The organism is Streptomyces sp. NPDC017890, from assembly GCF_044328675.1.
Classification (GTDB): domain Bacteria; phylum Actinomycetota; class Actinomycetes; order Streptomycetales; family Streptomycetaceae; genus Streptomyces.
Map to the genome: position 1 here is coordinate 222542 of NZ_JBIRHU010000013.1, position 6109 is coordinate 228650.

Annotated in this window: 4 protein-coding genes, 1 tRNA gene and 1 pseudogene; all 6 read right to left on the reverse strand. The window is 65.0% G+C overall.

Annotation, left to right across the window (positions count from 1 at the left end; genetic code table 11):
• Nucleotides 1–28 precede the first annotated feature (28 nt).
• Nucleotides 29–481, reverse strand: a pseudogene (locus ACH4F2_RS19340) (class II glutamine amidotransferase); the annotation flags it as partial.
• An 820-nt stretch (nucleotides 482–1301) separates the two neighbouring features.
• Nucleotides 1302–1368: transfer RNA gene (locus ACH4F2_RS19345), tRNA-Arg, on the reverse strand.
• A 592-nt stretch (nucleotides 1369–1960) separates the two neighbouring features.
• A complete protein-coding gene (locus ACH4F2_RS19350) occupies nucleotides 1961–2527 on the reverse strand; it encodes a hypothetical protein (protein ID WP_398133912.1) in 567 nt (188 codons plus the stop codon).
• A gap of 169 nt (nucleotides 2528–2696) precedes the next feature.
• Nucleotides 2697–3269 (reverse strand): hypothetical protein, encoded by a 573-nt coding sequence (locus ACH4F2_RS19355; protein ID WP_398133913.1) that lies wholly within the window; start codon nucleotides 3267–3269, stop codon nucleotides 2697–2699.
• A 65-nt stretch (nucleotides 3270–3334) separates the two neighbouring features.
• Nucleotides 3335–4321, reverse strand: a complete 987-nt coding sequence (locus ACH4F2_RS19360) for a hypothetical protein (protein ID WP_398133914.1) — start codon at nucleotides 4319–4321, stop codon at nucleotides 3335–3337.
• Between the two features lie 49 nt (nucleotides 4322–4370).
• A complete protein-coding gene (locus ACH4F2_RS19365; protein ID WP_398133915.1) occupies nucleotides 4371–5552 on the reverse strand; it encodes a nucleoid-associated protein in 1182 nt (393 codons plus the stop codon).
• Between the last annotated feature and the right edge of the window lie 557 nt (nucleotides 5553–6109).

Consider the following 6109-nt stretch of genomic DNA (forward strand, 5'->3'; position numbering starts at 1 on the left):
CTCCTCGCCCCCGTGACCCCGTCCCTTCGAAGAACATGACCTCGGAGTCGGTGGAGCCCTCGATGTCGGGGTAGAGGGCCGGGTCGACGGCCAGGGCGAGATCACGCCGGTTCCGACGGCACTCACTGATCATCCCGTTGTGCATCCGCAACCACCGACCGCTCCGGAAGGGGCGGCAGTTGCTCTGCTGCACCGCCGTCCCCGTCGATGCCCTGATGTGCCCGAAGAACAGCCCCGAGCGCGTGTGGTGGGCGACTTCCTGCAGATTGCGGTCGTTCCAGGCCGGGCCGACATCCCGCAGGACCGCTGGATCGGCCGTTTCCGTGTCCTTCGGGTACCAGCCGATACCGAAGCCGTCGCCGTTGGTCGTCTCCACACCCGTACGGGAGTGCAGACTCTGGTCGATCAGGGAGTGCTCCGGCGGGAACAGAACCTGGCTGAGGAGGACGGGTGTATCCGAGTAGGCGATCCAGCGGCACATCGTGTCGCCCCTTCCGGCGGCGGCGAAGGCGCCACCGCGGTGGCCGGCCGCGGGATTCCCCGCAGTCCCGGCGCACGGCAGGCGTCGTCCCGCGGCTGCCACCAGTATCGCCTCCGGCAGCCATCGGGGCATGCGGACGGGCAGTCCCGCCCAGGGCCCTTCAGCAGTCCGGGTAGAAACACCGGCTCCCGATGCGCTCTCGACGCACGCCGACGGAAGCCCTGTTCAGGGCCATCCCCAGACGACACGCTTGAGGCTCCGCCCCAGGTGCCCGGGCGTCGGCGTCCTGTCACTCGTGCGGCGGACGGGAGTGGCGTGGGGCTGACCTGGGGTTTCGCAGGGAAATGCGCGTTGACGTGGGCAAACTTCACTCCGTGGTTCTCACGGGTCGACACCGTTTCCCGGGCTCATGTGCCCTGGAGGTGCCCTCGCGAGCACATGCCTGCCGAGTGCTTGTGGCAGCGGCGGCTCATCAGAGGGCGCCCTGTTCAGCGACCGGAGCAGCAGCAGCGAGTACGGGATGTCCGGTCCGCCGAAGCTGTCCAGGAGGACGAAGAGGGGCTCCCTCAGCGCACCTACGGTCCTCAGCTTCTGCAAGAGGGCGGGGTGGAAGTCGGCGGCTTCAGGCCGGCCCGCAGCAACGTCTCCAGCCGGTCGACCGGCTTCTCGTGCCGGCGGCGGGCCGGCTCGTCCTTCGCGGGCATCTCACACAGCTTCCGGCCTCTGCCCGCAACCCGTGTGTGCCATAGCTGTGCTGCGAGTGCGAAGGCCCTCCCGACCGTCGGACGGAAGGGCCTCTGACCAGCGTCTTTCTCTGTGCCCCCGGCAGGATTCGAACCTGCGACACCCGCTTTAGGAGAGAGGCTGGGTGATCTGCGGGCTGAGCTGCGACTTCGCTGGCTGAGGAAGCGGACGGCTACTCGACTGCGGGACACCGGTGTTGACCGTGGCTGACCCCTGCACCTGGCACGGTTGTGGCACGAACCTCAGCCGAGGACAGCCAGCCACGATGGCGGGCGCGCCGACCGACCAGGCGCGCGTGTGTCTCGCTGCGCCCCCACCAGCCTGCACCACGCTGTTAAGTGCCCTCGACCACAGCCAGCCACGGCGATCGGCACGTGATGACGGTGCCGGAGCCCTCAGCTTAGAAAGCTAGGGGCGTTTACGAGAGGTTGCCGTACGACCTTTTCGTCCCGAACACTCGGCAGGGTGGTCGTTAAGGTCCGGTGAGCTGGTCAGTCGGTCTTTTGAGGGCTACCGGCGGCTGGCTACGGTCGAGGAGGTTGCTGTACTTCCCTGCTGTACAGCAGCGGCCGCAGCGCTTTCCCGGGTCTGATCGTCAGCGGCAGGCTGCTCGCGGTTCGGTTGGCCTGTGCCGCCAAAGTGTGAGTGGCCCGGGCCGAGGCGCCCGACGGACGGGCACAATCATCCTCCCGCTTGATGGGTCGCCGTGGACCTGGAGTACGGCAGCCTGCCGCATCAACACAGTGCCCCGAGCGGGTACTTCACCAAATGCTCATCGGCAGCGTTCCACACCCGCACTTCCGACTCCCTCCAGAGGCGGGGTAGCTCTTCCATCGGCTGAGTGAATGGGTCCCCGTCCGGGCCGAGCAGTCGCTCCCCGGTCAGGGCGTTGTGCCACTCCGTGACGACTGGGGCAGGCCGCCACGAGGCGTCGCCCACCAAGATCGCGCGCACCGAGCCAATTGGGCGTCCTTCCTCTGAGGAGGGCAGGCGCCACTCCCGCTCGTGCATCCAGGCTGAGCCGTTCCCCGTACGCACGGCCCAGTGCTCCAGCCCGCATCTCTTAAACCGGACATAGACGGTGTCCGGCACATACGCGACGGCGCCGCCGTTGAGTCTCAACAGGGTGGCGCGGCTGGTGACGATGCCCCAGGGCGAGAAACGGCCTAACTGAATGAGGTGGCTGAGATGGTTCGGCGGGCTCTCCGAGAAGCACACGCACGCAGTCGTTGTGCCGAACGGGGCGAAAGCCCGACTGCGCTCCTCATGCAGGATTCGCTCCAGCCGCTGCTGCCCGGTCATCTGCCGTATCTCCTCAGGCACGCACTGTGGCCTGTCCCCGTTGCGGCCGGTGAAGTGATAAAGATCGTCGCTCTGCGCGGGGCCGACCACCCCCAACTCCCACTGCGTCAAAGCCGCCCCCTAGATTCGTCCCAGCGATGCAGCTGAGCTGTCATGCGAGAGAGTCTGCTCACTGGACTTCTGATGCTGATCCGGAACCCGGCTGGGGCTGAGCGGGCAGCGACGGGCTGGTCGGGCTTGCTCTGGTCTGTTCGGCGAGCTTGCGGTAACCGGTCACGGTCAGGGTGCGCCATGCCCGGAAGAAGCCGTAGGCGATCACGAAGCCAAGCACTGTGGCAGTGCAGAGAATGAGCAGACGGTGGTCGAAGGAGTAGCGCAGCATGGCCAAGTCTGCAGTCAGGGCCAGAGCGAGGCAGTTGAAGAGCCAGCCGCGGCAGATGCGCATGCGGGAGCGGGCGTAGTCGGCTCGGGCGACCAGGACGGGGAAGGCGGCCAGCTGTAGGCGCGCCGCGGCGTATGCACTGTTAGTCGGAAAGAAGCGACCACGCAGGCGGCGGCGGTACGGGGTGAGAATTGTGTCCGCTACTCGGTCGAGAAGGATGCCAAGAGCGTAGGCTGCGGCGAGTGCCACTCCCGTGGCCGCTGACGAGCCAGCTACGGGCGCAAGTGCGGCTGTTGGTGCCGGCCCGATGAGGGCAATCAGCACGAGTACTGCCGCGGTGAGGCCTCCGATGCCGATCACGAGGACCTCCACGAACATAGCAGTGGCTGCGACTAGCGCAGGAGATTCCGGCTGCGCTGAGTTCGTCATAGGGCGACCCCCCAAACCTGTGCCATGTCGGTGAGCATGTTGTCTGGTAGCTCGCTGGCGTCCCAGGCACTGCGAAGACGGTAGCGAGCATTGTTGGACAGCCGTTCAAAAATGATCAGGCTCTCCGGTTGGCTGGCCAACAGATAGCGACCGTGCCTCAGAAAGTGAGCACTGTCAGGCCCGTAGTCGGTGTAGGCCCGTTCGATCCTGTCACGGAAGCGTTCGGCGAACTGGGTGAGGTGTTCTCTATAGCCGTCGGGGTCATCGATGGTCCCCGACAAGATGTCGATGACGTTGTAGGACAGCTCTGTGCTGTGCGGGTGGTCGGTGAAGGTGCGGTAGACCTGCTCGACCATGTCGAGGAGTTGGTTACTGCGTGCGAGTTCGGGGTGCTGCGCCATGGCTTCTACCCCCCGTTGAACCTCGAGGTCGAACAGTTCGACCAGAGCGATCAGACGGTACAGCGAACGACTGACATCGGCTGGAGGTGCGGCGCCGGGCTTGTAGAGAAGCTTGTGAGACATACGCGACCACAAATCCACTGCTTCAGTCCGCAGTTGGATCTCGCACTCGTAGGGCGTCCCGTCGGGGTCCGCCTCGTTCCCGACCATGATGGCCTGGATGTGAAGACGTGGGTAGCGCAGACGGTCCTCATGACCGGGTGCGTTGCGGTCGTCCTGTACCTCGACGACATCGAGACAACGTTTGATCTCGTTCAGGGCAGGGTTGAGGAGACCTGCATGGGACACGATGACGCGGACGCCAGCCTTGTCGGTGATCTGCTTCCAGGGGTCGGCGTAGTTCTTGCGGTACACCTTCGTTTGGAAGCTGCTGACCTCCTTGGCTCGGGCGGTCACCTGGCAGGTAACCTGCCGACGAGCAAGGTGCTCCTGGAGGTGGGTCTTCGTCGCCTCGGCCGCCTCTTTGATCCGCGGCCGCTCCCGCTGGTAGCGCTGGAAAGCCTCCTCGACACTCAGAGACATGTGGACTCCAACGCATAGGCCAGGAAGATGCCGTCGCTGATACCCATGCCTATGCCGACGACTGCTCGTTGCCCATGGCCGTCTGCATCGCTTGGGCCGGCACAGGGAGGACCCCCTCAAGCCCCGGAATTATCTCTGCATGAGAAGGGGGAGCTTCCGCACGGTTGACAGGTTTGAGCCGGCGGCCCGCCGCGGCACCACTGCTGGCTTTGTCGAGGGTGGCGGTGACGGTGACTGTGGTCCGGCCGTCCCCGAGGTCCTCCACGGTTACTGAGCCGTCCCTCACAGCCTCCAGCGGTGCGACGAGGAAGGCCCCGTTGGACAGGTCGACCCGCACCTTCTCCATCCGGTTGCCGATGAGATCGGTGTTCTTGTCGAAGGCACGGATCGGTACGTCGTTCTCCGCCAGGAAGCCGGCGAAGTCGTCGCGGTGCGCTTCCTGTAGATGCGTTTGGACGAAGGCGTTGGGGTCCAGTGTCGGAGCAGCGCTCTGAAGCTCAACCATGACGGCCATGACGTAGTCAACACGCACATCGGAACTGGCGAAGCGGCTGTTGACCCAATCCATGGCCGTGTCGTGGAAGCGGCGTGTGAGTTCCCTGGGGTCGTTCTGATGCCGACAGCCGAGGAACTTCTCGAGGAAGAAGCGAGCCACGTCCTTGCCCGATGTCTGGGGGTCGGCGGCCCAGCCCTGGAGCCTCGGCTCGGCGACCCCCTCCTCGCAGAAGAGGGCCACCTTGTACACCTTAGACTTTTCGGTGAACAAGAGGTTGGCGAAATACTGCATGTCAAAGGTCCGCAGCCCGTCGGCGAGAATCCCGTTCGCCTGCATGCCGGTTTCCTGCTCCAGCTTGACCATCAGAAGAGCTTGGTGACCGTCCAGGCGGGCAGCGGCAACGAGAAGCAGCCCTGCCGGACTCTTCCCCGTCTGGCTGTCACGCAGGGCATGAGCGAGCTCACCGGAGACCTGCACGAGATCCTGTTCACCACTCAGAAAGGCCCGGACAGCGTCTGGCAGGGGAGACTTCAGCTCCGGGTCCTCCACGACCTCGCGTCCCAGGCGGTCGAGCACGTCACGGAGCTTCGACTGCAGAGCTGTACGCACGTCATCGTCGAACCGGCATACCGTCTCGCTGAGCTTGAGGGGAAGAGATTCCTCGTCTTTGGCGCGCTGAGGCACCTCGTGCACGATGGCCTGGTCAACGACAAGGTCTCCGAAATCAGTCCGCACTTCCCACCCTACGCATCCCCGCCCGCACCCCAGTGACGGACGTCCTGTCGTCAGGCGCAGTCCGGGGCGCTGAGGTCCCTGTCTGGCGCACACCTATGCTGCACTGCCTCGCACGAAGCATGACAGAGACCACCGATTGCCGTGTCCGTGTCACATGCCGCAAACCATGTTGCACATCGTAACGGGGCAGGCGGCAGATGTAGACGAACTATCAAGGCAGTGACTGAACTTCTACGGTCGACTTGCCCGGGCGACGGCGCGTACCAGCGAAGCCTCGGTCCCCCTGTCCGTGCTGCCCATGCGGTTGTCGGTTCGCCTCGTACCGCCGGTCGCTGCTCGGCCCGTGCCCATGCCGCGGGCAGCCGCGAGAGGGGGCGGCCAAGGTCTTTAGCGTCGGCGTAAGTGAACTCTGGCGTGCCTGTGCATCGCCGTTGCAACCCACCGCAAAGCTGAAGAGCACCCGCTAGGCGGTTTCGTTTGGATCATCGGGTGGACCAGAGGAAGATGCCTGCGATGTGGAGTCCGGCCAAGTAGATGGTGGCGGTCTTCTCGTAGCG